The organism is Saccharopolyspora sp., from assembly GCF_017434145.1.
GTDB classification, from domain to species: domain Bacteria; phylum Actinomycetota; class Actinomycetes; order Mycobacteriales; family Pseudonocardiaceae; genus Saccharopolyspora_C; species Saccharopolyspora_C galaxeae.
The window spans coordinates 1-2,542 of sequence record NZ_JAFRFW010001036.1 but is presented as its reverse complement, the minus strand read 5'-3'; the positions used below and the strand labels follow the sequence as shown (position 1 = coordinate 2,542).

Here is a 2,542-nt window from a genome sequence, read left to right as displayed (position 1 = left end):
GGCGGTGCAGAACGGCGCGGCCGCGGTGGACCTGGTGCCGGACGCCGGTCTCGCGGAAACCGTGGCCGCCGTGCGCGAACGCACCTCCCTGCTCGTACGCATCACCGCGCACGCCCGCGGGGAGACGCTGACCGGGCTGCTCGACGCCGGGTCGCACATCATCTCCTGCCCGCTGAGCGCTCCCGCCGAATTCGCCGCGGATCTGCGCGAAGGCGCCCGGGAACGCGGCATCGCCGTGCACCACGAGGCGCGTTCGCCCGCGGACTTGGCCGCGCTGCGGGAAGTTCCCGCACCGATGCACGTGGTGCTGGTGTTCGGCGCGGGGCTCACCGGCGACGTCCCGGGTTTCGCCGCCGCGCTGGGCCAGCTGCCCGAAGGAACCTCGTGCACCGCGACCGGCTTGGGCGAAGCGGGCGTCCCGGTGCTGCTGACCGCGCTGGCGGCCGGCGCTCATGTGCGCACCGGCATGGCCGACCACGCCGGGTACGCCCCCGGGGTGCGGGCCAAGGACGACGCGCAACTGGCGGCCCGCGCCGCCGGAGTCGCCAAGATCGCACAACGACCGCCGCTGCCGCCCGCGCAAGCCGCTCCGATCCTCGGGGTCGGGACTCCGGGATCCGGGATTTCGGGAGCCGGGACTTGATGCGGCCGCACTCGCGCGCCAGGCACACTGGACGCAGCCGCCTCGCCGACAGCCGCGGTGTCCCTCCGGCACCCGGCGCCGGTGGGCACGACCGACGGAGGATGGGCACGTGATCGAAGTCCGCCCCGGTGGGCGCCGCCGGATCGACCGGGTGCTGTCCCCGGCCTACACCGACGGGATCGAGCAGCACGATCTCGGCGAGGTCCGCGAGTTGCGCGACGAGGCCGCGCAGGAGGAGACGGACCTGTCCTACCTGCGCAGGATGCTGCACGCGCGGATCGACATCGTGCGCGCCGAGCAGCGCAGGCGCCGCGAAGGCGGCTCGGCCTCGGTCGTGGAGCAGCTCGCGAACATCCTCTCGGACAACGCGGTCGGCCCGGCCACCGGTTCCGGCCGCTACCAGACCACCGAGCCGTCGCGGGCCGAGGCGCACCGCAGGCACGTCGAGGCGCTGGTGTCCGATGTGGATCTGTCCGACGTGATGTCGCTGTCGGACGCCAAACTGGACACCGCGCTGCACGCCTACACCTCCGAAGAGGATTCGGTTTCGCAGCGCCGCCGCGAGGTGCAGGCGGTGGTGGACCGGCTCAACGCCGAGATCGCCCGCCGCTACCGCGAAGGCGCCGCATCCGTGGACGACCTGCTGGCCGCGGAGCGGGACCGGCGTTGACCGCAGCCGTGCCGCTGGTCGAACTCGTTCGCGGCGGGCTGCGCGAAGGGGTGCACTTCGGTTCCGCGGTGCTGCTCGACGCCGACGGCTCGGTCCGGTGATCCGCGGGTTCGGTGTCCGCGCCGATGTACCCGCGTTCCACGGCGAAGCCCGCCCAAGCGCTGGCGATGCTGCGCGCCGGGCTCGAGCTGCCCGACGACGCCGACCTGGCGCTGGCGGCCGCTTCGCACAACGGCGAACCGGAGCACATCTCGCGCGCCGCGGGAATCCTGCGCGCGAACGGGCTCGCGGAGGACGCGTTGCGCTGCCCGGCCGACCTGCCGCTGCACGAACCCACTCGCGCCGAGCGCATCTCGGACGGCACCGGCGAGCGACGGCTGGCGATGAACTGCTCCGGCAAGCACGCGGCGATGCTGGCGACGTGCGTGCAGCGCGGGTGGTCCACCGCGGACTACCTGGATCCGGCACACCCGCTGCAACGCGGCGTGCGGGACACCATCGCGGAGCTGTCCGGCGACGAGATCGACCGGACCACTGTGGACGGCTGCGGCGCACCGCTGTTCGCGATCACGTTGACCGGTCTCGCGCGGCTGTTCCGCTCCCTGGTCACCGGCGACGGCCGCCGGGTCGCCGATGCGATGCGGGCGCATCCGTGGCTGGTCGGTGGAACCGGTCGGGAGGACACGGAGCTGATGCGGGCCGTGCCGGGCCTGCTGTCCAAGGCGGGCGCCGAGGGCGTGCTGGCGCTGGCGTTGCCGGACGGGCGCGCGGTGGCCGCGAAGATCTCGGACGGTGCCGCGCGGGCGCGGCTGCCGGTCGCGGTCGGGGCGCTGCGCGCGCTCGGCGTCGAGCGGGGCGCGCTCGCCGGACTCGCGGAGGAACCGCTGCTCGGAGGGGGCGAACCGGTCGGCACCGTGCGGCTCGTCCCCGGCGCGCTGGACTGATCACCGGCGAGTTCAGGCAGCGGCGGTCGACGGGACGAGCGCGCACAAGGACGGCTGGTCCGCCGTCAGGCGATCAGTTGAAGCGTGCGCGGGCGGCGAACTCCGCCCAGAAGTCCCGCAGCGCCTCGTAGCGCTCGCCGACTTCGCCCGCGTCACCGGCCTCCATCGCGTCGACGATGGCGTGCACGTCCTCGGCGGAGGTGTCGGCGTCCAGGTCGGCCTCGCTCATCATCTGCGTGAGCCCGCCGTAGTCCAGCTCGACCGCCGAGTGCGGGTGGAACCGCT

At 74.0% G+C, this 2,542-nt stretch carries 3 protein-coding genes and 1 pseudogene; 3 read left to right on the top strand and 1 reads right to left on the bottom strand.

Annotated features, from left to right (window positions below; genetic code table 11):
* The 3 genes from IJH84_RS28360 to IJH84_RS28350 form a co-directional block, all read left to right on the top strand.
* The coding region (locus tag IJH84_RS28360; RefSeq protein WP_295151049.1) for a 3-keto-5-aminohexanoate cleavage protein at positions 1–643 on the top strand (643 nt) is incomplete at its 5' end.
* Positions 644–752: 109 nt separating this feature from the next.
* The gene (locus IJH84_RS28355; RefSeq protein WP_295151046.1) at positions 753–1,313 is read left to right on the top strand and encodes an aerial mycelium formation protein; all 561 of its coding nucleotides are present in this window, start codon (positions 753–755) and stop codon (positions 1,311–1,313) included.
* A gap of 113 nt (positions 1,314–1,426) precedes the next feature.
* On the top strand, positions 1,427–2,257 hold the full coding sequence (locus IJH84_RS28350; protein ID WP_295151043.1) for an asparaginase: 831 nt from the start codon (positions 1,427–1,429) through the stop codon (positions 2,255–2,257).
* A gap of 73 nt (positions 2,258–2,330) precedes the next feature.
* Here IJH84_RS28350 and IJH84_RS28345 read toward each other — a convergent pair.
* A pseudogene (locus tag IJH84_RS28345) lies at positions 2,331–2,542 on the bottom strand (hypothetical protein); the annotation flags it as partial.